Here is a 24,200-nt window from a genome sequence, read left to right as displayed (position 1 = left end):
GATTCATTTTCAATACGAACATAAAGGGGAATGCTTCATGATCTACGCAAATCCAAATACAGATGGAGCCATTATTCAGTTCAAGGAGAAATACGATAATTTCATCGGGGGCAAATGGGTTGCTCCTGTTAAAGGTCAATACTTTGATAATAGATCACCTGTTAATGGTGAAGTATTCACACAGGCTGCACGCTCTTCCGCAGAGGATATCGAGCTTGCTTTAGATGCAGCACATGCAGCGAAGGATGCTTGGGGGAAAACATCTGCAGCTGAACGTGCACAAATCTTAAATAGAATTGCTGACCGTTTAGAAGAAAACCTAGAAATGGTCGCTGTCGCAGAAACATGGGATAACGGGAAGGCTGTCCGCGAGACATTAAATGCAGACATTCCGTTAGCAATTGACCATTTCCGTTATTTTGCAAGTACCATCCGCGCCCAAGAAGGCCGCACTACCCAACTTGACAATGATACAGTCGCTTACCACTTCCAAGAGCCTTTAGGTGTAGTAGGACAAATCATTCCATGGAACTTCCCAATCCTTATGGCCGCATGGAAGATTGCACCGGCACTTGCAGCTGGGAACTGCATCGTCTTAAAACCAGCAGAGCAAACACCTGTCTCTATCATGGTCGTCATGGAGCTTATTCAAGACCTGCTTCCTGCTGGAGTGCTGAATATTGTAAACGGATACGGCATTGAAGTCGGTAAGCCGCTTGCGACAAATAAACGCATCGCTAAGATTGCCTTCACCGGTTCTACAGCTGTCGGCCGTCAAATCATGCAATATGCAACAGAAAATATCATCCCTGTCACGCTCGAGCTTGGCGGCAAGTCCCCGAATGTCTTCTTTGAAGATGTAATGGACCAGGATGATGAATTCCTTGATAAAGCGATTGAAGGATTAGTCATGTTCGCCCTCAATTCCGGCGAGATTTGTACTTGCCCTTCACGTGCGCTCATCCAAGAGTCCATTTATGATAAATTCATGGAACGGGCGATAGAACGCGTTAAAGCCATCAAGGTCGGCAACCCGCTTGATACGGACGTTATGATGGGAGCCCAAGCCTCTAATGAACAAAAGGAAAAAATCCTTTCTTATATCCAATTAGGTAAAGAAGAAGGGGCTGAATGCCTAATCGGTGGAGGAGAAAATAACCTCGGCGAAGGATTAGAAAAAGGCAACTATATTCAGCCAACTGTCTTTAAAGGCCATAATAAAATGCGTATCTTCCAAGAGGAAATCTTCGGACCAGTTCTTGGCGTGACTACATTCAAGGACTTCGATGAGGCAATGGAGATTGCCAATGATACCTTGTATGGCTTAGGAGCCGGCGTATGGTCCCGCAGCGGTGACCTTGCATACCGTGCAGGCCGTGCCATCCAGGCAGGACGCGTATGGACCAACACGTACCATCAATATCCAGCCGGAGCTGCTTTCGGCGGCTATAAATTATCTGGCATCGGCCGTGAGAATCATGCGATGATGCTAGATCACTATCAACAAACGAAATGCCTATTGGTCAGCTATGACCGCAAGCCACAAGGCTTCTTCTAAATCGAAAGGTTGATGATTATGCCAGAAAGAGTCATTGCGACAGATGCCGCCCTTAGTCTAATTAATCATTTAAGGGACATTCACGGCAGCATCTTCTTCTACCAATCCGCCGGCTGCTGTGACGGGTCGGCACCGATGTGTTATAGAGAGGAAGACTTCCGGATTGGGAATGCGGATTTGCTGCTCGGAATCATTGGCGGTGTTCCTTTCTATATGCACCAGAGCCAGTATGAATATTGGAAGCATACACAGCTAATCATTGATGCCATCCCAGGAAAAGGGGCTGAATTCTCACTCGATAGCATAGAGGAACGGCATTTCATCACAAGATCACATGTATTATCTAATGGAAATTAAACAAAAAAGCCATTTCACGAGTTAAATGTGAAATGGCTTTTCTTCGATTAAAAATACAAGAAGTAAATTGCCGCTACCAAGACAATTCGGTAGATGGCAAATGGCATTAATCGAATCTTATTAATTAGCTTCAAGAAGAAGCGGATCGATATTAGCGCAAAGATAAATGCACTGATGAAACCGACAATAAAGAATGGCAGAGCATCCATATTGAAATGCTCCCAGTTCTTAACCAATGACAGCAAACTGGCCCCCGCCATAATTGGCACAGCCATGATGAACGTAAAATCAGCTGCCGCTCTATGACTTAATCCAAGCAGAACCCCGCCTGAGATGGTCGAGCCTGAGCGGGAAAAGCCTGGCCATAAGGATAAGCATTGAATCAATCCGATTGAGAGGGCCTGCTTATACGTAATTTGGTCAACCGTTGTTACCTTAGGCTCTTTCTTCTTGCCGCTTACGATATCTGCGGCAATCATCAGGAAGGACCCGACTAAAAGACCAATCATAACCGTCTCGATTGAGAAGAGATGCTCATCAATATAATCCTCAAACAAGAGGCCAAGAACACCTGCAGGAATTAATCCGACAATTACATGCGTTAAACGGAGATGATTCCCCTCAGCTGTTCTCTTATCCTCTTTCTTGCCGAAAAGCCGATTCAACCCAAGCATATCAATGAATCGATCCTTAAAGATAATAACAACTGCCAATATCGAGCCAAGCTGGATAACAATCTTAAAGGTATTCGCTGTATATTGCCCAAGGAATTCGGTGGACTTCAGCCACATCTCATCAACCAATATCATATGCCCTGTCGAGGAGACCGGCGCAAATTCCGTCAATCCTTCAACAAGCCCAAGGATAAACGCCTTCAATAACTCAATAAACTCCATATTTCTGCTCCCTAATGTTTGTTTTTATGCCTAACCGCAATTAGATAATATTACTAAAGTCTCTATGTTTACCCAATACAGTTTACACCATATTGTCCTCATTCGGAAACAAAAATTGTAGACAGCTAGAAACCAACACAGCATAGACGGTACTCCTGAATAAGCCACATTATCAAAATAGCGTAAGTAGAGAGAGTTTTGCGGAAATTCAGATGGAAAAAGGAAGATTTTCATCAAAAAAGATCATTAGTTTATCTATTTTGGACCTTTAAAGAAGGAGGAGGCTTTCTTTTTATGAGAAAACAACCTTATTTCATAGTTTAAGGGCGAAATCCCTTCGGTTAAGGGCGAAGCGGTTGACGTATGGGCGATAAATGTGAAGGATGGGCGAAAACAGGCGTTGACCATAGCTTCCGTCTGTTTTCTGTCAGAAGTTTCCCTGATTAATAATCCATACAAAAAGGCTGACCCTGAGCATCCAGGATCAGCCTCTCCCTTCATTATCTTTGACGATTAATTAGATAATCCAGCAGATGCTTCAAAAAATCTGTATTACGATTGATTCCCGGCAAGCTTTCAATCGCCTCACAGTAATGATGCCACATTTGTTTTCTCGCACCATCCACTCCAAGGACCGTTACAAAGGTTGAGCGTCCATTCTCTTCATCCTGGCCAGCAGGCTTTCCAAGAGCTTCCGAATTTCCCTCTGTATCCAGCAGATCATCCTTTATTTGAAAGGCGATACCGGCGTGATGAGCAAATTGTTTAAGAGCCTGCCTTTCACCCTCATCAGCCTCCGCAAGGATAGCTGGCATCATAACTGCTGCCTCAAACCCAATACCGGTCTTATAAAAGCACATGCTATTCAATTCTTCCAATGACACGCTGCCCTTCTTTTCCTCCAAGTCAATGACTTGCCCGCGGCACATTTGCATCGCAGCATTCGCTGAATATTGAATGAGCGAGAGAACGGCCTCCGGTTTGAATGACTGGATGGATGCCTGCTCTAAGGTTGCCTTTTGGATAAGAAAGATTCCTGTCAGTTCAGCGATTGCATTCGTATAGGCAATATGCAGAGCAGGCTGTCCACGGCGAGCTGCTGCATTATCCTGTGAGGGAAGATCGTCGAAGATTAAAGAGGCCGTATGCATATATTCAAGAGACTTCAGCACTGGTATCAAATCCTGCTTATTTAAACCGAACTCCATTCCCATCATCCACGCGATAACAGGCCGCATCCGTTTCCCATCTGCCATCAGGCTGTAGTTGGCCGCTTCCCGCAGCGTCCTTTCCTCTGGGAGCGCGTTTTGAATATCCTCTCCAAGCGGAAGAAAGCTGTTCATCTCTTCGCGCAGCTCCTTTGCGAGGGAAGAAAATGTCTCACGGTCTGTCCTATCTTTCTCCAGCTGGGCGAGCATATGGTCACGCAGCAGTTTATCGAAGAAATCGACATTTTCTGCCTTCTTGACGAGCTTTTGAATAAGCCGGTTAAATTCCGGCATCCCAGCTGCGAATAAGCCCATGACCTCCTTGTATTTTTCCGCCCCGAACCGGACTTTATTTCGTTTCAGTCCATTGATGGCTCTGTCCAAAATGACTTCCCTGGCCAATTCATTCGAGGAATACACATAGTGAATCAAATTTGCGATGACGGCGAAATACAGTTCAAACGGATTAACCAGATCGGTCCGTTCCTTATGATGGGTCCAATAATAGGTGTAGGGAGTAACGGCTCCAGCTTGCAGATCATCAAATAAATCTGTAAAATCATCTGCGAGCTGATTGTAAATGCCGTAGTAAAACGTCCGCTCGTCAAAACCCTTATCTTCATCTGCGCCAATCACCGAACGAACAATTAATCTTGAGGAGGCTGATTTCAGAATGACGGGAATCAGAAGTTCCTCATTTGTGTAATCTGCATGAGACAATTCTTTATTACGGTCCAGCTCCTGTGCATGAAAAAAGACATAGGATTCTGAGAAAAAGGTATTTAAAGCTTCAGGTGACTGATGATTTTTCATATAAGTAAAGGCCTCTGAAAGTTCTGAGTGGATATAGGCAAGAATCTCCCTCTTCCCCTCCGGCCATTCCCCCAGCTCAGGAATTTCACGAGTGAGCAAGGCCGTACGAATCATGGCTGAATATTGCTCCTTCTCCTTGTTTGTCAAATAATTAGAGTCAAGGAGATCATCTACGAATGGATAGGTAAGACCATAGGCATAGCCCAGTCTTATCGCTTCATCAAGCTTAACCGCCCGAACATCCTCCTCTATGTCCTCACCCATTTGATCGTAGGCATGAAGCACAACCCCGGCGATAATTTTAATTAGCTTCCGCTGGGCATGACCTGCGTTCAGCTCGTCTGGAATATGTTCCGCCACGCTGCTCAATTTAGAAAACAGCCAAATGATGCTAAGCTCGATTCCTTCTTTCTCACCCCATCGATACAGTTCAGCCCTGCTTAAGGTTCCTGCCTTCTCTTCAGTAGAATGGGCCACATATTTTTTTAAGCGCCTCACCGTTTGCTCGATTTCTTCTTCCGCCTCAGCTGTATCCATTGCCTTTCCAAGATCACGCATATATAAATAAGCTGCACTCCTGCGTAAATAGGGATCCAGCTTTCCGGTGTAATCGAGCCACTTCAAGTATGGCCGATAACCAATACTCGGATCTTTTTTGGGACCAGCTAAAAAGGGCAGATTCACATGATTCTCCTTCCATTCTAAAAAATCGGCTGTCAGCACAGGAATGAAATGGCGTTCAAGCACCTCTGTCCTTAATCTTTTAAAATATTGTTCAGCTCTTACCTCGGCTAATTGATAGCTTGAATGAGTCTCTTTCATCATAACAACTTCCTTCATAATCAAATCAAGGCTTTTTCAATCTAGATTGGCTGTTCTGATTGCCGTTATTCTTATCATAACGGCAGAATACATCAGGAAGAAGTCAGCCGCCATTCATTGGTTAAAAACTTCCTTAATTAAGCGGTCAAGCTCCTTCCACGCCGAGTAGCCTTCAAGCTCTTTTAAAGAATCACAGACGGAACGGTAATACCATGCATGCATTTGCGGATCCTTTACATTGAAGCGTTCCCACAGTTGATTCCCAATCTGTTCATAGTCCCGCTTGATTGAACGTATATTAGATAATTTATCGCCCAGTGTAATCATTTTTGTTTCCACACTTGCATCCTGCAAATGATGGATTGTTTCTTCCTTTCTCGTTTTCCATGTATCTCCCTTTGGCTTTCCATGATATTTGTTTTCTGTCTCGCTTTCAACAAGCCGGGCCACATCAACGCCAAATTGCTCCTCAATATCGGATACCGTGCAGCTAGTGTCCTCTAGAACATCATGGAGATAGGCAGCGGCAATAATTTTCTTATTATCAGTTAACGTCCGTACAATATCCGCTGTTTCCTCCAGATGCGTCATATAGGGAATGTTCGTCCCCTTTCGATAAGTCCCTGCATGAGCCTTTTCAGCAAATTGACAAGCTCGAACATCTATATCTTGTATGGATTCTTTCATGCCAAACACCCTCTCTCCTCTTCATAGAAAAAGCCCTCATTCAGAAAAAATCGTTTCTTGAATCCAAGGGCTTCACCTTTACACCATTATTCCCTCAATCATCAATCTTCGCAACTAGTCTTCCTTTGACTTCATGTCGCTCAAGACGTTTCAAGCCCTCAGGAATCTCATCAAAGGTGACTTCCACTAATAAAGGATTAGCTCACTTTAATCTCCTGATGAATATATGTATAGCCTTGCAAATGTAAGCAACATCATTTATCTGTATATTGCAATAACTAAATTCCCATCAGTCATTTCAAATAAACATGTTATATATGTGAAAAATTTTCGATATTATTTTTTGATATAACAAAAAAACCACAGAATCTCTGGATTTCACCAGGTCTTTCTGCAGTTAGCCCGTTTTTGTTTTATCATTTGTCAATCCAACCTTTAATCCTTTCCTTGAAATCCTTCAATTTCTCCGGAACCTCATGGACACCGCTCCATTTTTGATAAAACTTCTCCCAGTCCTCTCCTGTCAGCCGATAAAATCTCTCCAACTGGTCTATATACGTAAACAAAGCTTGCTCCACCGCAATCTCAGGGATTTCATACTCCTTCGGTAAATCCATATCCAGACGCTGACAAAGTAGCTGATGCAATCTATTCATGTAACGTAATTGTTCGACATCTATCTTTACGTTCACATATTCCTTGTTATTCGACATCTTCCTCTTCTCCTTCACGACCGTCTAAATACCTATGATTAGTATATGTAGTTTAAGAAGAAATATAAAGAGGAAGCTGTATGACTTTAAAAGGAGAAACCTGCTTCCCCTTAAATTCACGGGCAGAATTTGGCCAGTGCATGGCAAGAATAACCCCCATTAATTTCTTCATATTCATCCCTTTATGAACTTCTCTTGATTTCTTGCTTCATCCTGGAGCTTTCTCCATAGAATCTTACCGCTTGCTGTCATCGGGAAGGCATCCCTGAACTCAATAGTACGTGGATATTTATAGGCCGCCATTTGAGTCTTAGCCCATTCAACCATCTCCTCTTCAGTAACCTTCCCTTTCTCCTCCTCACTCAAAATGATATAGGCTTTGACACTTTCTCCGCGTTTCGGATCAGGGACACCAACGACACATGCCTGCTCAACAGAAGGGTGTTTGTACAATAAACTCTCTACTTCTGTCGGCCACACTTTATAGCCCGAGGCATTGATCATCCGCTTCACTCGGTCAACCATAAAGTAATAGCCTTCCTCATCGAAATGACCAATGTCTCCTGTACGAAAGAAGGATTTGCCATCCAACTGAATGAAAGCCTGCTCGGTTTCCTCAGGCCGATTATAGTATCCTGTAAACACCTGCGGTCCATTGACAATAATCTCACCTGTTTCATGCGGACCAAGCTCCTTAAAGGTAGTAGGTTCCACAATCCGAGCATCGACATTAAAAGCAGGCACTCCCAAACATTGCAGCTTCGGCCGATCAATCGGATTGAAATGGGTGTGGGATATCGTTTCAGAGAGACCGTATCCTTCCGCAAAGCGCAGACCCGTCAGCTTGTACAGTTTTTCCCCGACCGCTTCAGGCAGCGCAGCTCCTCCTCCAGCAATGCAGGACAAACTGGAAATAGTATAATCAGCTAAAGAAGGGTTCGAAAGAAAATCAATGACCATAGTGCTAATGTTGATCCAGTGCGAGCAACGGTATTTCTCAATAAAAGAAACAGCATGATTCCTGTTCCAGCGTGTGAGGATAACCATCTCTGCTCCAGCATAAATAGGTGCATGCATGCTATGGAGCATCCCAGTTACATGAAAAAATGGCAAAGCCGATAAATGAACCGAATCAGAGTATGTATTCAGCCAATTGACTGCACTGACCACATTCGCCTGAATGGTCCGGTTTGTATGAACACATCCCTTTGGAAGCCCTGTTGTTCCAGAAGTATACGGAATGACCGCCATGTCATCGGCATGTCCCTCAAACGCTGGAATCGGCAAGCTAGACTGCATGATATCCGACCAGCCATGCCGATTCTCATCATCAAAGGCAATTCGGGCATTTTTCACCTCTGGGGGGAGAGTATCATCTGTTGAGGTGTGGTAATCAGAATAGGCAGTAATAATGAGATTAGTAAGTGAGGTGTTTTCAAGGAGAGGGCTGATTTCTTGGTGAAGCTCCTGACCGACAATGGCTGTCTTGCATTCGCAATCCTGTATATAGAATTTCAGCTCGTTGGTTGTATTCATTGGGTTAACTGGAACGACCACCGCATGTGCGCGCAGAATCGCATAAAAGGCAATGACATATTGAGGGGAATTTTGCATAAATAAGATGACTCGGTCTTTTGGTTTCACCTGAAGCTCATGATGAAGATAAGAGGAAAGCGTCTCTACCTCTCGAAGTACTTCCTCATACGTCATAGATGCTCCATAATAATGAAGACATGTCTTCTTCGGGTACCTCTTTGCCGTAACGGCTAGATTATCGAACAATGGACTTTCCGGCACTGTCAAAAACTTCGGCATCCGATTGGGCCATACAGAATAATGAGATGTATTCATTCGCAAAACCTCCTGCTTTTATAAAATACCAATGACACGTTCACATAATAGTAAGAAACATGCTACTTAGTATTTTCTAGTATACATTAATTCCCATTTCAACCCCTATTTTTCTTCCGATAAATTTCGACAATACCACTAAAATTTCAGCAGATTAATCAAGAAACAGTCCTATTACATATGGCTGATAAGAGAAATATCATAAAAAGACTCGCCCTTAATGGACGAGCCTTTCATTATAAATAGCACAAAATAGATTTCTCAATCCAATAGGAAAATTCAGTCTTCGGACAAAGCCTTTCATACTGCTTCATCTCTTCATACATTCCAATCCCGTCCGATACGTCATGCCATAGATCAGTAAACACAAAATCATATTCCTCAGCGGGCATCACCTGCTTTGCATACTCAAATGCATCTGCTTCAATGATTCGGACCTTATCAGCCTGCCTAAACTGCGGGAGCAGATAGGTTTGGAAAAGCTGGATAATATCCCGGTTCTTCTCAACGATCGTAATACTGTCCACTTCATCCTTTTCAGACACCATATAGGCATAGTAGCCAAGACCAAGACCGTATGCCAGCACCTTTCCATATGCTTTCTTAATCGCATCTTTCATGGTCTCCACCTCATTCGGTGTGACTGTCATCCAGATCCGTCCATTCTCCAGGATAGCCGGATATGCGAACTCCTCCGTAAAGAAGCCAATCTGAGGATATTGCCGCCCATCTAAAGTCCGGACGATATCATTGCATACAAACCCCTCAAATGGTTTATACTTTTCATACTTCAGCTCACTCTTCCCTATTTTCACTGATGGCATCTTTATATTCTGATAATAGGAATTCTCTGCATATTCCGCTGTATCCAGCTGGAAAAATATCTTTGGGAAATACCGATTATAGAATTCCCTATCAACTTGGTCATCTGCGATATCTAACCCGAAAGCTGCAGCCAAAATCATCGCGAATGCCTGCTTATAGGGCACCCCGTACTTCACCAATTCCTCTATTTCATCCTTTTCCACATAATCCGGCGCATTATTTAGATAATTGCTGAGAAGGGCAAATATTTTTTGATTATCTACTGCTATCTTGTCATTCGGTTTCATGCTGTCACCTATCTTCATCTATTTATATGTAAAATTATAGCTGCAAAAATCAGCAAGAGTAACTACGGGAGATTAGGGCTATCTCTAAAACTGGTTTTCGTCGTTCCAGTTTCGTTCATAAAATAGTGTTTCGCTAATATCCATTGGACTTTCGCTTATTTCCAGCCAGAAAACCCACATATAATATGCTACGCAGCTCACTCTTTTCAAAACGGGCCTGGTAATCAACAGGCCCGTTGTTTAGCTGGAGGCTCCGACTAATGCTCCACTCGTTCCTTCTTCAAAATCCCAGCGACCCTGCTCTCAGGAATCCGCGGATCATGGCGAACGACGAATGCTTTTGAGAAACGGTTCAGATACTCATTTTCATGTGACTTTGGCGTTAAAATAATGAGCTTGCGCTGCAATTCTTTTTCATACAAATCAAAAACCTTCACCTTGCGATTCTCATCTAGGGCGCTATCAAATTCATCTAAGATAATAAAGCCCGGCGTGATTTGCAGGTTTTGAAGGAGACAGAGAGCAAATAAGAGAGAGCTGAGTGATTCCTCACCGCCAGAGACTCCTTTGCCGACCTTACCGCCGCGCGCTTTCACGCTCACATCTTCCAGCGACCCGCGGTGCCCTTCCTTGCGTGCCTTGATGAATAGCTGAAAGTGAGTTCGCTTCCGCCTGTCTTCAAAGCTATCCCAGCTAATATCCCCTTCAAACTGAAACTGGCTCATATAGTTCTTGAACCTTTGCTGGATTTCAATGACCCGCATGCTAATTGTCGTCTCAAGCTGATCCCTCAGTTTTTCCATTCGTTCCTTATCCTGTTCGAGCAATAGCTTCGTGCGGGTGTATTCACTCTCAAACCGTTCATATTCCTTTTTCACCGTTTCATAGTTCTGCGGAGCAGCTGGGTCGATGCCAGCTTCATTTCGTGCGAGGTCAAATGTAATCTTGCCGCTCTCCCGTTCACTTTTTAAGACAGGGAGAGCAGAGAGATTATGTTCATCAACATTTTGAGCCGCTTCCTCATATATGGCAAGAGCAACCTGTTTCAAATCCTCCAGCTCTCGTTTTACATCCATCAGCCCAAACTCGGCTGCATCCTGATCCGATTTCTGATTATCTGCCTGTACCGCCAAATATTCCAGTTTCCGAGCGGAGTCATCTATTTGCCCGGCTACATTTCGTGCTTCTTTTTCAGCCTTAGAGATGATTTGTTCAAGCTTATCAAGCTCTTCTTCTAAAAGCTCAAGCTTCAGTTTTTGTTCCCTCTCTCGGCGCTTTTCGTTCGTCAAATTTAAGTTTAATTGATGAAGTTCTTCATACTTCTCTTTCATCTTCCCTAATTCCAGGTAAAAGCTCGCTTCTTCTTCCAATTGGTCCTGATAGAGCTTGTCCTCAATCTGCTTGCGCGTCAAAACCTGCTTCTTCTGTTCATGCTGACGACGCAACCCTTCCAACTCATCTCGTTCATGCACAAGTGCCTTCAATCGTTCACGTTTGCGAGCATGCTCATGCTCAGCTAGCATGAAGGCTTCAGATTCTTTCACTTGATGGATAATTCCATTCAGCTTCTGGTATAACTTAGTATCTCCGGCAATGCTCGCATCAAGCTCTCTCATCAGATCTGTCCGTTCATCCACTTGGTTCTCTACTTCCTGCTTGCGCAAACGGATGGCTTTTTGACTAAGGATAAGCCGTTCCTTCTCCTGTGGCCCGCGAATCCCTAAACTGTCTGTTAGCATGCCGCCATTGATCTCTGGCAGCCCATCCTCAAACAATTGGGCGACCCACCAGAGGGCCTTCATCGCATGAGGAAGCATCGATTCGCGGAGATCCCCTTTCACCTTTAATGGAACATTCGGCAACGACATCCGGACTTGATCAGGGATAACCAAGGATAAAGGTACATGGTACAAATCATTCGGCGGAACCGCTTTTCGACCATCGAAGAAGACTGTGTACTTGATTGCCTGAAACAACTGCTCCTCCCGAGGATTCACCCGTTCTTCCATTTCAAGAAGGGCTGACAGCGGAAATGCCTGTACACCTCTATCCTTGAAATAAGCAAGTGATTCCCTCTGCCTATATGATACGTTTTGACCTTCCTTCAAATAAGACAATTCTGCTTGCAGCTCAAGCTTTTCCTTCCGCAGAACATCATGCCGATCCCTATTGTCCAAAATAGTCCTGTTCAACTGATCAATCGTCATTTGGACATGGTGGCTGCTCATATATTCAGCCAAACGGGCCTTATGAATAGTCTCCAAGGAATCAATCTGCTTAATTTCTTGCTCTAAACCCGCAATTACTTGAACTCCCTCTTGCCAGCAGTTCATCACCTTGTTCAGCTCAGAATCCTTTTGCTTCAAGGCTTCTTCAATCTCCTGCTGGCGGATCTTGACCCTTTCAAGCTCGGCTTTCACTTCTGCTTCTGTACGAGTCATCTGACTTTTTCTCTTTGTGATGTCCTCAAGTTCATCTTCTAGGTTATGGATTTTAACTTGAATGCTCTTGATTTGGTCCTTAATATCTTGCAAAATCCGCTCTTCCTGTTCATGCTCAGCCTCCTTTGATTGAAGCATTTCTTTTCTATCAGTCAATTCCCAAGCCAGACGGTCTTGAACGAGACGAATACGTGCAAGCTCTTCGTTCTCCTCATGGATGTCTTCATGTGTTTGTTCAACTTGACCAGCCAATTCGCGGACTTGTTTCTGGTAGGAGGCCTCCATGCCAAGCAAGGACTGCGCATACAGCTTCCCCCCTTCGTACAAACGTCTCTGATTGTCGGTATAGCGGTCAAATGCGTTTTTCGCCATCCCGAGCTCCGCCTTCTTCAGCTTCACATTCGTCTCTGAGGCACGTGAAGTTTCCTCTGCTTCCTTCACCTTTTCCATGCTTTCTTCCCAATCACGCTGCACTTTGTCAATTCCGTGCATCTCACTGAATATCCGGAACCGCTCCTCTGGGTGCATGACGGCGAATTGATTGACTTCCTGCTGATACCAAATCAAATAATAATGATCCGGGTCGACCTTATATTTATATTTCAGGTCATTTTTATAAGAGGTGAAATTATAAAACCGATCGCCTGATGTATATCTTTTCTCCTCTTCCCATTCATCGATATTCTCACCAGTTGAGATACTGTATTCTTTCTTGATTGGCTGTCCTGGCTCCTGCACAATTTTCAGCGTAAATTCCACATAGTCCGGGGCATCAATCTTATTGGCGCCTTCATTTTTGAACAAGAAGGAAATCGCGGCCTTCCATGTTTGGTTTGCTTCCAGATTTCTCGATTTCAAGCCCTCGATATCGACCTTGGCGGAATACAGCACAGCGCCCATGCAAAAGGTAATCGTTGATTTTCCTGACCCATTCGGACCAGTAATCATCACATGCGCATCCTCACCAGACAAATCCAATAAAGTCGGCGGATAATCCCGCACCCCCGAAAATTTCAATCTCCACGGAATCATTCGTCTTCTCCTTTCGGATACAGATTGTATCGCTTGAAGAATTTGAGCACTTCTTCTTTATTCAATTGATTGGACTGGCTGAATTCCGCAGTTCTCCGCAAGAAGGAATCAGAGAACATTTGAGCGCCAATCGCCGTCAACTGATAAGCCTTCTCCTGTGAGGGGTTATCATATTCCTCAATTGCCCCAATTTTCTTTAAGGTATCCAAGTTCATCAAAATGCGCTGATTAGCCTTCATCGTTTCATGCCCAAACGATTCAAGCAGCTGGTCGAATAGCGTGAACTCATGCTGCAGCACTTCCTGTTGATAAAAAATATACAATAATAATGCCAAGCTCTCCTTTGACAATGTGTTACGGGCTGCCCTTGCCGGCACCCGCATCATCACGATTACCTGATCACGCCGCTCATCATAGATTACCTTCATATAGCGGCTGATGGCTTGATTGACCCTAGTAAGGAAGGAGAAAAACTGCTCATCTTGTTCTTTCAATCCTAGCAGCCTCTCCACCTCTTTACGGGAGAGGCCAAAATTGCCCATCCGTATCGTGGCTGTGGAGGAGAACAGGATATTCATGAAGGCCATCTCCTCCTCTTCTGTCAAAACACCTTTAACAGCCTGCATGGCATTAAGCGGGTTGGCGTTAAATTCTTCCGTTTGTCCCCCCTCATTCATGATCTGATTCATCTTGTTTTTGTCGTTTTCGGATAATCCTTGATCCGTCTTCACGATTCATCCACTCCCATTCTCGTTCATATGCCTTGCTGGCTGTTTTCTCAGATTGGCTGACCGTCACTTGCTTGCTCCCAACTAAGGCTGCGATGGCATTCATCGCATTGATGGCATCTCCCCATTCAGCAGATGTCGTCTCAACGATAACCTGATCCATCGGTGCTTCTGAATGGCTTTCAAAAAAGTGTTCAACCGCTTCTGTTTTAATCATTGATTTCGTTAACGCCCAAGCTGTCTCCCCAATCAATCCATCTATTTCTTCCTCTGATATTTCCTCTGATAAATACCCAATCTCTTCATCCGTCTCTTCCATCGGGGCGGAGATTGGCTCATATGTTTCAATATAATCAATCGCCTCATCTATGGCTTCGGCTGATAGCGGTGCGGCTATTTTGAATGGAATCCACAGCCCATCCATCGCCTCCTGTTCATACTGGCCTTGTTCCATAAAGCTGAACAGCTGATGTACATTCGGGATATCTGATTCCACTGGGGGATTATACATCTGCTGAATAAATTCGCGAACCCTTTCCGGCTGGATCGTGGAGGATAGGGGCGTTTTTTGCATATGGGTGAACTTCAAGTATTTATTAATCATCCCTAGGCTTTGATTCGTGCCTTCGGCGAGGGCGGATGTACCCTGCTGCATCAAATCGGTGAGGACAAGGCTGTCCTCCACTGTGGCAAAACTCGCAATCCTCTCCTGCAGCTTCCCATCCAACTCCTTCATCAACTCATGAATTAATTCAAGCTGCGGAAGAGCACTCCGGTCCGCAAGCATCTCAAGTTCGCGTTCCTTTAACAATTGAATCGCGTTCTCGACATTGCGGATCATACTCGCAATCTTATTGCCGCCGGATATTCCGCGGTCATCATAGGCCTCACTCAATTCGGCGTCACGCCTTGCCTGAAACAATGCACGTCCGATATCATCATGCATATAATAGGCAAGAGAATCATTAGCCAAGCGAATGAGTGCATTCATCATCCGCTTCCCTGTATCCCTCATGCGGATGCGCCGTGACTGCTTCGAAATCCAATTGTATTTCACCAACACCCCAATGACCTGATTCACCTTTTTCTTCGAGGGAGGTTCGGCATCCTTATAGCGGTTTTTATAACGATAATACACGGTCTCGGCATTCTCAATCGGCTCATCCAGTCCGAGCGCTTCTTCATTAATTAATTGGATAATGCGTAAGAATCGAATGATCTCCCTTGGTGTTTGAAAGGAGCTTTGTGCACTTAAATCACTAAGGACACCTGATAGGGAGGCAATATCCTGCATCGATTGCATTACTTCCGGCTGTGACTCATCCGCCTGAAAGACCGATATCAATGATTCAGCCATTTTACCCACTCCTCCCTGCTTCCTGCCATCTCTTCTTGCTCCATTCGATTCTCCTCCAAAAAGGCAAGCATATACCCCTCATATTCGAGCAGACTTGTCGAAACCTGCTGGTCCGGCTGAATCCATTTTAATTCTTTCCCCTTCGCATCACTGACCGTCTCATAAATTTCATGCGCAATCTGAAGCCCATCCGGGTCATAATCACACCAAATTAACACCTGGTCAATGTCGCTTCCAGCCAATAACTGTGAGATACATTGTTTATGAGAGGAACGTAAATGCCCGTCCACACACATGATTAAAGAATTCGTTTCCTCCAGGAAATTCTCCTCGGAAGCCATCCTCGTCAAAATCGCCCGGTTCTCCACAAGCCATAATGCTTTTGCCGTTGTCCTATAATCATCACTCGAAATAGATAGGTCGGTTAGCGCATGTACTGGACCATATTGGAAACTCGAGTAACCGCCTACGAGCGGCCCTGAGAAATAGAAGGGAGTGATTCTCCCAAGGCTTGTCAATCCCAGCCGTACAAGTGGGCATTCTGCCAGCCCTTCCAATTGCTCGATAAAATCATTTTTATCACGATCAAATCGCTTCGATCCGCCAATCTCTTGATAATAAGAGGCTCCGATCTCCTTCCAATCAAACTGCTCTCGCTTTATGGATAATTGCAGGAATGCCACTAAAAAATGAAGAAAGCGCAGCCTCTTCGCCAATGTCCATCCCGAAGGAAAGCCGACCGATACTTTTATATCCGCGGCTGTTTGATGGCAAAAATCTTCCACTACTTTTATTAAACGACGTAAATCAATTGACTTATGACTGGGAATTGACAAACTAGTCACTAATTTCGCCTTTTCAACCCAAGCTAATAATTCTTTCTCAGCAGCCTCAGTTTTTTTACGCTTCTCATTCTCTGAATAGGCAAATAGTCGATATCCCATTCTATAATGCTGAGAGTCCGGGGTTCTGCCATCCTTCTTAAAACGAATCTCTTTTATGATGAATCCCTCACGCAGCCATTTCAATGTCTGATCATTGTCCGGAAGACTCACCTTCTTTCTAGGAGTGAATCCAAACTGCAACAAGTTCTTATCAACCTCCGTAAAGGAAGGTTCACTTGCCGAAATAGTCAATACTCCAGTAATGCGGTATGTTCTTTGCGTATGCTTAATCACATTCACATACATCAATCCATCCGAACGATTGCTTGTATATGGAACCTCCAGTTCTTCGCCTTTCTTTAACACCCATTCTTTTATATAATCAATTTCTTCAACACGTATCATAATTTTTCCCTCATTATTATTCACTATATGACTATCTTAACAAAGTTTCGGCTAATCTCTAGTTTGGTCTGTTAGTGTAGAATGATATGATTTTATCAGCTGCTGCTTAACTAAGTGAATCATAAATGTTCATGAGAAAAAGCGCCCCCATTTAGGAACGCTTTTATTTAGCGTAATACGTAAGCTATCATAGAAAAAAATTACTCTGTAACCTTATAAGTAAAATAGTCAAAATCCGCTGCTTTTCTCTGTCCGGATGTATCCTGACATTGCATGCCGACAAAAGCACCCGTAAAGAATCCTCCGCCTCTAATATAATCATCTGAAAGCTTATAGGAGTGTAAGGTAACCGGGATTATTGACCAATCCGCTCCATCAAAGGAATAGGAATAGTGATACGTATTTGTTTGAACTTCACATCTTAAGTACACATATTCACTGGAATCAGGAATAATGATTTCATTCCCTCTCAATGGCTGGTCAAATATGAAATTATCACAAACCGTTAAGTCCAAGACTCGCCCTTTTTCCTCATTCCAAGTGATTTGGAGAGCACTCCAATTCTCTGTATTATAATAATTCACTAATCCGGCAGCCTGCTGGAAAGTATCAGGGTTGAAAGCGACCTTTGTTTCCGCAATAAAGTTAAAATGCTGCCAGCGTCTTGCCACAAATGCTTGCGTGAATTTTGACGTCAGTGATTCCCTGCCATAAAGTCTTAGATGACCAGGCTTGTCAGTTAAGGATACGCCATCTTCTCCCAACGGGATCCTCAATGTCTGGAAATGAAGGTTCAGGACTTCACTATTAAAGTCATCCTTTTCCTCAAAGTCCCTTTCCCATTTCACCTCAGCCATCTTTGGTCCCTCGATTTCAAGTGACGGCTCATTGCCGCCCTCAATATACGGCCAGCCATCCTCCTTCCAAACTAAACGTTGAATCGCCGTTTCCCTTCCAAGCGGGCAAAAGCCACGCGGGTCAAGTAAGGCTTCATTCTCCTTAGGAAGCGGCCGGCCCGTTAAATGGACCAAAAACCATTCATCTGTATGGGTTTGAACAATAGAGGCATGGCCTGCTTTTTGCAGCGGGTTTCTTGGATATGGAAATGAAGTAATAAGCGGGTTCTCAGGATGTACCTCGTATGGCCCTTCTATTGTCTTGGAGCGGGCGATGGTTGCTTGATGATCGTACTTCGTTCCGCCCTCTGCCGTGAGCAAATAATAATAGCCGTTCCATTTATATAGGTGAGGCGCCTCTGTTAATTTAATATCTGTTCCCTTAAAGATGATTTTCTTCTCTCCAACCAGCCTTTGTGCTGCATCGTTGTATTCCTGCAGCACAATCCCGTAAAAAGGATGATTGCCAATGCGGTGGTCCCACATCATGTTCACGAAATATTTCTTCCCGTCCTCATCATGGAATAAGGATGGATCAAATCCCGAGCTATTTAGATGAATAGGTTCAGACCACTCTCCGTCAGGCTCTTCACAGGTAACCAGATAATTATGACAATCCTTCCACTGTCCATCTGTTACCTTCACATCTGTATAGATAAGCCAGAACTTCCCGTCACTATAGGAAAGGGCTGGAGCCCAAACACCGCCGGAATCTGGGTTTCCCATCATGTTTAATTGGCTCATTCGATTCAGTGGTCTTGATAGGAGACGCCAATTCTTCAAGTCCTTAGAGTGATAGATTCCCACACCAGGAAACCACTCAAAGGTGGAAACGGCAATATAATAATCTTCTCCTCTTCTGCATATACATGGATCTGGATGAAAACCTGTTAGAATGGGATTTTGAATCTTCATTTTCCTTCCTCCTGCAAAAGTAATAAAACGCTTTCATTTCTCTACACCATGAAGTACTGGCAATGCTTCTTTCTTCCTTGTTATACCTGTTTCCTACTCAACCAATCCTCATTTCAGAATTGTCTGTACCTTTTCATCGTAACACGAAAAACTTTGTTTATCTAGTAGACAAACAAAGTTTTCCGTGCTATCCTTTTTTTGAGATTACTGGTAATTAAGTCTCAAAAACTATTTTTTTGGGGGTTTAGTTATGTTAAAAAAGAAAGCGGTTTCAGCGTTAGCAGGCTTATTTGTGCTGGCGTTAGTGCTGTCAGGCTGCTCAGGTTCCGATAATGCCAGCTCTGATGGAAAGAAAGTAATCAAGTTTATGCATCTATGGCCGGAAGGAAGCTCCAAACAGCATCATGCTATTGTTGAAAATATCATCGCTGATTTTGAGAAGGAGCACGATGATGTCAAAGTAGAGGTTGAAGTATTAAGCAATGAGCAGTACAAGGACAAGATGAAAGTCTTATCCGCTTCCGGAGAGCTTCCAGACGTTGGGATGACTTGGTCTGCAGGCTATCTTGAACCTTATGTTAAGGGAGAAAAATTTGCCCCGCTTGATGATTTACTTGAAGGCGATCTTAAGGATTCATTTGTTTCCGGCACGACTGAAGCGTACCAGGTAGATGGCAAGACATATGGACTTCCGCTGGAACTCAATATTGCCTCCGTCTTCTATAACAAAGCCATCTTTAAACAAAATGGATTAGAAGCACCAAAAACGTTTGATGAACTCATAAAGGCTGCCAAAACACTGGATAAGAACGGCGTTGAGCCAATTGCTCTTGGTAATAAAGATAAATGGACCGGCTCCTTATGGTATATGTATCTAGCTGACCGCATTGGCGGAACAAAGGCTTTGAATAGTGCGATAGACCGCTCCGGTTCATTTGAAGATCCCGCACTTGTATCTGCTGCTGAAAAAGTCCAGGAATTAGTAGATGCTAAAGCATTTGTAGACGGTTTTAACGGATTATCTGATGAAGAGGCAAAGAGCATGTTCATGAACGAGCAGGCAGCAATGTACCTCATTGCAACCTGGGACCTTCCGAACTATACCACAAATGTTGAGGTTCCTCAGGAATTCAGAGACTCAGTCGGTTTCTTCGATTTCCCTGCTGTTGATGGGAAAGGTGACATGAATAGCTATGTAGGCGGGCCTGGAGTAGGATTATTTGTTTCAGAAAATTCAGATGTCAAAGAAGAAGCAAAGGAATTTGTCTCCTTCTTTACTCAAGCATGGGGGGAGAAATCGGTCACAGAAGCCGGTGTCATTCCAGCTACAAAGGTTGACGGCGAAGCTCTAGACCTCCCTCAAATGTATGTGGATGTATTAGAGAAGCTGAACACGGCAACCAATATTACCCTATATGCGGATGTACAGTTAAGTGCAGATGTTGCCCAAGTCCATTTAGATCAAATCCAAGCCTTATTCGGCAAGGAAACAACACCTAAGGATTTCGCAAAAACACATGAAGAGGCTCTATCGAAATAGGTAGTAATAAGCCAAGAATAAGGATCTGTCCTATTTGGGAGGATCCTTTTCTTACATACATCATTATGAGGTGAATGGTATGAGTAAAGTAATGTCCAATAAGTGGATTATAGCAATCTATGTGCTTCCAGCCCTGCTTTTAATAAGCGTATTAATTTTTATTCCTCTATTACTGACTGGTTATTACGGTCTGATGGACTGGGACGGCATTTCTCCAATGGAGTTCATTGGTTTAGAGAATTATCTAACTGCCTTGCAGGATAAGCTCTTTTGGGATAGTGCCTGGCACTCCGTTCTATTAGCTGTTTTTTCGACTATCAGCCTGGCTATCTATCTTGCCATTGCCCTTATCCTGGCATCAAAGATTAAAGGAGCCAATCTCCTTCGAAAGATTTACCTGATTCCTATGCTCCTATCTTCAGTAGCAATCGCCCAATTATGGATTAAAGTCTTTAATCCGTCTAATGGAATTTTAAACACAATCTTAGGCTGGTTTGGAGTCGAAAACCTGCCCTTATGGCTATCAGATACTTCAATTGTTTTATATGCCATCTTCATTCCAATCTTATGGCAATATGCAGGGTTTTACATATTGATTTACTATGCCGCACTAAAAAATATACCTGAATCCCTTATAGAAGCTGCGAAAATTGACGGAGCTACCCCATTACAAATTGCTCTAAAGATTAAGCTTCCTTTAATTATGGGCGTAGTGAAAGTGACAGTTGTGCTGGCGATTGTCGGGTCTCTGAAATACTTCGATTTGATTTATGTAATGACAGGCGGCGGTCCGAATGGAGCCAGTGAAGTAATGGCTTCCTATATGTACAAACTTGCCTTCTCCACCTCAAACTTTGGATATGGAAGTGCAATTGGATTCCTCTTACTCATTATTACCTTGATTGTCACATTGGTTATCAATAAACTGACGGCATCAAAAGATGAAATCCAATATTAGAGGAGGAACAAATATATGGCTCGATTAGGAAAATCCCTATTGTATCTTTCACTGGCAGTTGTCGCTGTTTTTCAAATCTTCCCGATCATTTGGCTCTTCCTATTCTCGTTAAAGAGTAATCAGGAAATATTCGGGGGCTCCCCTTTCGCACTCCCCGCAGAATTCAGGTGGGAGAATTATTTGAAGGTATGGGAGGGCGGCATCGGCTTATACTTCTTTAATAGTATTTGGATCACAGGCATTGCCATCATGCTGACCGTACTGCTCGCCAGCATGGCGACCTATGCCATAACACGAATGCAATGGAAATACAGCAAGCTTGTTTTAGGCCTATTCATGATTGGACTAATGATTCCCATTCATTCAGCCCTGATTCCACTCTTCAATATGTTCCTAAATGTGAATTTAATTGATAATCCGTGGTCGATTGTGATCACCTATACAGCTTATAATCTGCCCATAACGATGATGATTCTGCTCGGGTTTTATACAACATTCCCTAGAGAGATTGAAGAAGCCGCGATTATTGATGGCAGCTCCGTCCACCGAATGTTTTTCCGGATTGTCCTGCCCATGTCTATGCCTATTCTGTCGACTACTGTGATTATTAATATGATCTATAACTGGAATGAATTTGTATTTGTGAACACCTTTATTAGCTCTGATAAATATAAGACCTTAACCGTTGGAATTCAGAACTTCATCGGTCAATATATGACCGATTGGGGCGCAATCGGAGCAACCTTGATTATCAGCTTCCTTCCCTTGCTTCTTGCCTTTATTTTCTTCAGCAATAAAGTGATAGAGGGACTATCATCAAGTGCGGTGAAAGGGTAAGGTTTCACTGGCTATACAAGTTTATACAACAAAAACCTCCATTTGGAGGTTTTTTTATGACACCTGTTTCTGCTCCAGCCGTTTAAACGAATAACGAGATGCCCATACAGTTACAAAGGCATACAGGCTTATTCCAAAGATAAACCCGATAGCTGGAAATATCCATAGAATAACCGCAATGGAAAACAGACTAATCATCATGACAAAAATTTGAACCGGGCTGATCAACATCAGAAGAAAAGCCGTCCTTACTGTCTTGCGGACAGGCAGATGATAGTGAACAAACACAGGAAATAGATACAGCAGCAAGAAGGAAAGAAAGAGCACGCCTACTGACAACGGAACAGCCGTCCAGTTCATGGCACTATCCGCTATGCTGTATAGATAAAATAAATCAACCAGGATAAAAAATAAAATAATACTGATATAGATTCCTAGATGATTACTCTTTAAAAAATCCCTCTTATAATAAGACCAAAATGTCTTAAATACTGGCAAATCTTCCTCTCCATTCAACCATTTCCGCATGATTGCAAAGACTGTTGTCGTAGAAGGATATATTCCCGCTATTACTCCTCCAAATAAAGTAAAGAAAATCCAAAGTATATGTAAATAAGCGAAACGTGTCACCCATTCTAGTAATATGTAAAGTTTGCCGCTAAGCTCCTGCAATGAGTTATTCCCCCTTATCCCCATTCTCCCTACTAAATATTATACTGTAATACGAGAGGAATGAATAAACAATATAAGATAAAAATGACAAACCAGGCGATTTTCACATACCCTAAGTATGTTCATTTATTAAGGAGGCTCCAGTTGGAAGGATTGATAAGACCTTAACCGCTTATAATTTGAATATTCAGAAATAATATTGCGTTTATCTTTCTTGCTCATTATAATGTTCATTAAGTATGGACCAAATAACTTCTACCACCCAGACTCCCTCACTTTTGTAAGCGAATACATAATAACAAGGAGTGATTCCTATACAATCCATTCTCAAGCCCTCCAGGATTATGACAGGCGGGACAAGCGCCGTTCAGCTCATAGAGGCCATTCAGGACATGCAAATTGCTAAGCCATTCATTATGATATCTTCAAAGTTAATGGTGGATGCCCAATCCATTATCTTTCCGGCACTTGAGAAAGAGGAGATTTCCTTTCATACCTACATTTGCGACACAGGTGAGCCAACCTTCCTGCAGGTGAGAAACGCCATTGGTCGTGCAGAAGCAAAGGGATGTGACGGAGTCGCAGCAATCGGAGGCGGCAGTGTCATTGACCTGGCAAAGGCCGTGTCCGTCTTTATTCTCAATCCGCAGCATAGCTTGATGACAATCCAGCATGAAGCAGACATTGAACGTCTGCCACTGATTGCTATTCCAACAACAGCGGGCTCAGGCTCAGAGGCGACAAGCGTGATGGTCATAACGGACAACGAGACCGGCATCAAGCTCAACCCTTCCCATCCAGCCTTTATACCGGATGCGGCCATACTGGATCCCTATTGGACTCAGAAATTATCTCCAGCCATCACAGCCTATACTGGATTAGATGCACTTACACATGCGATGGAAGCCTATGTATCAACGAAAGCCAATGACTTCTCTGACTTCTATGCCCTTCAAGCTATTATCAAAATCACGAACAATCTCCCAGAGGTATATAACAAAACAACCAACCCATACATCTATGATGAGATGCTCCTTGGCAGCTTATATGCTGGCATTGCTTTTTCAAATTCATCCACAAATCTAGCTCATGCAGCCGGCAGGGCTTTAGGAGCTAAATATCAGCTTCCCCATGGGTTAAGCGTTGCTCTTATACACCCATTTGTCATTGAATACAGCCTGGAATCGGCCGAGGAACGATATGCAGAAATCGCCGTTGCTTTAGGCCATAGTCCGAATTTAAGCAAGGCAGATCTAGCGAAGAGAATCCTTATGCTCGTCCGGCAATATAATAGACGCTTTCACATTTGGGAAGCCGGCAGACAATTTATTCAAATAGAGGACGAGCTGCTTCCTTACATACAGGAATTAGCCGAGCTCGCTCTCCTCGGCAATGGCATTGCCACCAATCGAAAACAGCCGACCCGTGAGGATATCGAGAGGCTTTTCGAACAATTGCTTCATGAATTAGTCACTGATGGAATCCACTAAACTATCACCTACCCTAAAGGAGGAATAC

General features: G+C 43.5%; 18 protein-coding genes. 6 read left to right on the top strand and 12 right to left on the bottom strand.

From position 1 onward, the window contains the following. Positions 1–37: 37 nt before the first annotated feature. Both exaC and ACY8DX_RS03015 read left to right on the top strand, forming a co-directional pair. Entirely contained in the window at positions 38–1,558 is a 1,521-nt protein-coding gene (gene exaC / locus ACY8DX_RS03020; RefSeq protein WP_462406179.1) for an acetaldehyde dehydrogenase ExaC, read from the top strand. Positions 1,559–1,576: 18 nt separating this feature from the next. Next, positions 1,577–1,915: a DUF779 domain-containing protein gene (locus ACY8DX_RS03015; protein WP_049672172.1), complete on the top strand. Its 339-nt coding sequence runs from the start codon at positions 1,577–1,579 to the stop codon at positions 1,913–1,915. Between the two features lie 47 nt (positions 1,916–1,962). Here the strand turns inward: ACY8DX_RS03015 and ACY8DX_RS03010 are convergent, their stop codons facing one another. The 11 genes from ACY8DX_RS03010 to ACY8DX_RS02960 all read right to left on the bottom strand — a co-directional run bounded on the left by ACY8DX_RS03010 (position 1,963) and on the right by ACY8DX_RS02960 (position 18,675). Beyond that, the gene (locus ACY8DX_RS03010; RefSeq protein WP_439803116.1) at positions 1,963–2,811 is read right to left on the bottom strand and encodes an undecaprenyl-diphosphate phosphatase; all 849 of its coding nucleotides are present in this window, start codon (positions 2,809–2,811) and stop codon (positions 1,963–1,965) included. 500 nt (positions 2,812–3,311) lie between these two features. Beyond that, positions 3,312–5,672 carry a polyprenyl synthetase family protein gene (locus ACY8DX_RS03005; protein WP_462406178.1) on the bottom strand — a complete coding sequence of 787 codons (2,361 nt, stop codon included), beginning with the start codon at positions 5,670–5,672 and terminating at the stop codon, positions 3,312–3,314. A 96-nt stretch (positions 5,673–5,768) separates the two neighbouring features. Further along, positions 5,769–6,341, bottom strand: a complete 573-nt coding sequence (locus ACY8DX_RS03000) for an HD domain-containing protein (protein WP_049673050.1) — start codon at positions 6,339–6,341, stop codon at positions 5,769–5,771. A gap of 416 nt (positions 6,342–6,757) precedes the next feature. Continuing rightward, the gene (locus ACY8DX_RS02995) at positions 6,758–7,054 is read right to left on the bottom strand and encodes a hypothetical protein (RefSeq protein ID WP_049672174.1); all 297 of its coding nucleotides are present in this window, start codon (positions 7,052–7,054) and stop codon (positions 6,758–6,760) included. 174 nt (positions 7,055–7,228) lie between these two features. Further along, positions 7,229–8,905 (bottom strand): long-chain fatty acid--CoA ligase, encoded by a 1,677-nt coding sequence (locus tag ACY8DX_RS02990; RefSeq protein WP_049672175.1) that lies wholly within the window; start codon positions 8,903–8,905, stop codon positions 7,229–7,231. A 236-nt stretch (positions 8,906–9,141) separates the two neighbouring features. Beyond that, on the bottom strand, positions 9,142–10,017 hold the full coding sequence (locus tag ACY8DX_RS02985) for a hypothetical protein (RefSeq protein WP_462406177.1): 876 nt from the start codon (positions 10,015–10,017) through the stop codon (positions 9,142–9,144). A 257-nt stretch (positions 10,018–10,274) separates the two neighbouring features. After that, on the bottom strand, positions 10,275–13,490 hold the full coding sequence (locus tag ACY8DX_RS02980; RefSeq protein WP_462406176.1) for a chromosome segregation protein SMC: 3,216 nt from the start codon (positions 13,488–13,490) through the stop codon (positions 10,275–10,277). Continuing rightward, positions 13,487–14,179 (bottom strand): hypothetical protein, encoded by a 693-nt coding sequence (locus tag ACY8DX_RS02975; RefSeq protein WP_049673051.1) that lies wholly within the window; start codon positions 14,177–14,179, stop codon positions 13,487–13,489. The genes ACY8DX_RS02980 and ACY8DX_RS02975 overlap by 4 nt, the downstream gene beginning before the upstream one ends. Continuing rightward, complete coding sequence (locus ACY8DX_RS02970; RefSeq protein ID WP_049672178.1) at positions 14,160–15,575, bottom strand: hypothetical protein; 1,416 nt, start codon at positions 15,573–15,575, stop codon at positions 14,160–14,162. Before ACY8DX_RS02970 ends, ACY8DX_RS02975 begins: the two co-directional genes overlap by 20 nt. Continuing rightward, positions 15,560–16,864: a DUF7281 domain-containing protein gene (locus ACY8DX_RS02965; protein WP_049672179.1), complete on the bottom strand. Its 1,305-nt coding sequence runs from the start codon at positions 16,862–16,864 to the stop codon at positions 15,560–15,562. Before ACY8DX_RS02965 ends, ACY8DX_RS02970 begins: the two co-directional genes overlap by 16 nt. A gap of 200 nt (positions 16,865–17,064) precedes the next feature. Continuing rightward, complete coding sequence (locus ACY8DX_RS02960) at positions 17,065–18,675, bottom strand: glycoside hydrolase family 43 protein (RefSeq protein WP_462406175.1); 1,611 nt, start codon at positions 18,673–18,675, stop codon at positions 17,065–17,067. Positions 18,676–18,925: 250 nt separating this feature from the next. Here ACY8DX_RS02960 and ACY8DX_RS02955 point away from each other — a divergent pair, with 250 nt between their 5' ends. The 3 genes from ACY8DX_RS02955 to ACY8DX_RS02945 all read left to right on the top strand — a co-directional run bounded on the left by ACY8DX_RS02955 (position 18,926) and on the right by ACY8DX_RS02945 (position 22,010). Beyond that, positions 18,926–20,215: an extracellular solute-binding protein gene (locus ACY8DX_RS02955; protein WP_462406174.1), complete on the top strand. Its 1,290-nt coding sequence runs from the start codon at positions 18,926–18,928 to the stop codon at positions 20,213–20,215. A gap of 79 nt (positions 20,216–20,294) precedes the next feature. Then, positions 20,295–21,173: a carbohydrate ABC transporter permease gene (locus ACY8DX_RS02950; RefSeq protein ID WP_439803123.1), complete on the top strand. Its 879-nt coding sequence runs from the start codon at positions 20,295–20,297 to the stop codon at positions 21,171–21,173. Between the two features lie 15 nt (positions 21,174–21,188). Continuing rightward, complete coding sequence (locus ACY8DX_RS02945) at positions 21,189–22,010, top strand: carbohydrate ABC transporter permease (protein WP_049672182.1); 822 nt, start codon at positions 21,189–21,191, stop codon at positions 22,008–22,010. Positions 22,011–22,064: 54 nt separating this feature from the next. Here the strand turns inward: ACY8DX_RS02945 and ACY8DX_RS02940 are convergent, their stop codons facing one another. Continuing rightward, positions 22,065–22,682 (bottom strand): YesL family protein, encoded by a 618-nt coding sequence (locus ACY8DX_RS02940; RefSeq protein WP_462406173.1) that lies wholly within the window; start codon positions 22,680–22,682, stop codon positions 22,065–22,067. Positions 22,683–23,026: 344 nt separating this feature from the next. Here ACY8DX_RS02940 and ACY8DX_RS02935 point away from each other — a divergent pair, with 344 nt between their 5' ends. After that, positions 23,027–24,172, top strand: a complete 1,146-nt coding sequence (locus ACY8DX_RS02935; RefSeq protein ID WP_462406172.1) for an iron-containing alcohol dehydrogenase — start codon at positions 23,027–23,029, stop codon at positions 24,170–24,172. Positions 24,173–24,200: the final 28 nt, after the last annotated feature.

Source organism: Gracilibacillus sp. Marseille-QA3620 (assembly GCF_054950035.1).
Note: the sequence above shows the minus strand (reverse complement) of the source record. Positions and strands in the feature narration are given on the sequence as shown.

Excerpts from the sequence above, each read along its gene's own strand:
- exaC (WP_462406179.1), top strand. The coding sequence starts at position 38 with ATGATCTACGCAAATCCAAATACAGATGGAGCCATTATTCAGTTCAAG.
- ACY8DX_RS03015 (WP_049672172.1), top strand. The coding sequence starts at position 1,577 with ATGCCAGAAAGAGTCATTGCGACAGATGCCGCCCTTAGTCTAATTAAT.
- ACY8DX_RS03010 (WP_439803116.1), bottom strand. The coding sequence starts at position 2,811 with ATGGAGTTTATTGAGTTATTGAAGGCGTTTATCCTTGGGCTTGTTGAA.
- ACY8DX_RS03005 (WP_462406178.1), bottom strand. The coding sequence starts at position 5,672 with ATGAAGGAAGTTGTTATGATGAAAGAGACTCATTCAAGCTATCAATTA.
- ACY8DX_RS03000 (WP_049673050.1), bottom strand. The coding sequence starts at position 6,341 with ATGAAAGAATCCATACAAGATATAGATGTTCGAGCTTGTCAATTTGCT.
- ACY8DX_RS02995 (WP_049672174.1), bottom strand. The coding sequence starts at position 7,054 with ATGTCGAATAACAAGGAATATGTGAACGTAAAGATAGATGTCGAACAA.
- ACY8DX_RS02990 (WP_049672175.1), bottom strand. The coding sequence starts at position 8,905 with ATGAATACATCTCATTATTCTGTATGGCCCAATCGGATGCCGAAGTTT.
- ACY8DX_RS02985 (WP_462406177.1), bottom strand. The coding sequence starts at position 10,017 with ATGAAACCGAATGACAAGATAGCAGTAGATAATCAAAAAATATTTGCC.
- ACY8DX_RS02980 (WP_462406176.1), bottom strand. The coding sequence starts at position 13,490 with ATGATTCCGTGGAGATTGAAATTTTCGGGGGTGCGGGATTATCCGCCG.
- ACY8DX_RS02975 (WP_049673051.1), bottom strand. The coding sequence starts at position 14,179 with ATGAATCAGATCATGAATGAGGGGGGACAAACGGAAGAATTTAACGCC.
- ACY8DX_RS02970 (WP_049672178.1), bottom strand. The coding sequence starts at position 15,575 with ATGGCTGAATCATTGATATCGGTCTTTCAGGCGGATGAGTCACAGCCG.
- ACY8DX_RS02965 (WP_049672179.1), bottom strand. The coding sequence starts at position 16,864 with ATGATACGTGTTGAAGAAATTGATTATATAAAAGAATGGGTGTTAAAG.
- ACY8DX_RS02960 (WP_462406175.1), bottom strand. The coding sequence starts at position 18,675 with ATGAAGATTCAAAATCCCATTCTAACAGGTTTTCATCCAGATCCATGT.
- ACY8DX_RS02955 (WP_462406174.1), top strand. The coding sequence starts at position 18,926 with ATGTTAAAAAAGAAAGCGGTTTCAGCGTTAGCAGGCTTATTTGTGCTG.
- ACY8DX_RS02950 (WP_439803123.1), top strand. The coding sequence starts at position 20,295 with ATGAGTAAAGTAATGTCCAATAAGTGGATTATAGCAATCTATGTGCTT.
- ACY8DX_RS02945 (WP_049672182.1), top strand. The coding sequence starts at position 21,189 with ATGGCTCGATTAGGAAAATCCCTATTGTATCTTTCACTGGCAGTTGTC.
- ACY8DX_RS02935 (WP_462406172.1), top strand. The coding sequence starts at position 23,027 with ATGACAGGCGGGACAAGCGCCGTTCAGCTCATAGAGGCCATTCAGGAC.